Origin of the sequence: Psychrobacter sp. 16-MNA-CIBAN-0192 (assembly GCF_040309565.1) — a bacterium.
Classification (GTDB): Bacteria; Pseudomonadota; Gammaproteobacteria; order Pseudomonadales; family Moraxellaceae; genus Psychrobacter.
In genome coordinates this window covers 1-381 of record NZ_JBEOOX010000056.1, presented here as the reverse complement: position 1 = coordinate 381, position 381 = coordinate 1, and the positions used below count along the sequence as shown (strand labels likewise).

Here is a 381-nt window from a genome sequence, read left to right as displayed (position 1 = left end):
ACTCAGCTGTCTATATTTATTCATCCTAAAGTTTATGATGTCATTGCGCTGTTAGAAGAGCTACAAAACATAAATATTGATAAAAGAGCTGAGCGGTTGCAAGAGGTCGTACTAAGGCATGGGATCGCTATCAATGAAGCTAGACAAATTTACGATAAAGCTCGTCAGGTTTTTACCGATGATAGGTTGCTGCTAAGTGCGCCAACGGGACATAAAAACCAAGAAGTTCTAGTTAGAGCGCTTGATCGAGCGTATCAAATGTCAATTGATGAGCCTGCTAGACTGAAATCGTTTGTAGAAGTATTTACAGGTAAACAAAACTTAAACACCTCATCGATTCATTTTGGTATTAAAGAGACCCAGATTGAGATGCTACAGAAT

At 38.6% G+C, this 381-nt stretch carries 1 protein-coding gene; it reads left to right on the top strand.

Annotation, left to right across the window (positions count from 1 at the left end; translation table 11 throughout):
- Positions 1-381, top strand: a 381-nt coding sequence (locus tag AAEY78_RS12335; protein WP_352339634.1) for a hypothetical protein, incomplete at both ends; no start/stop codon positions are given.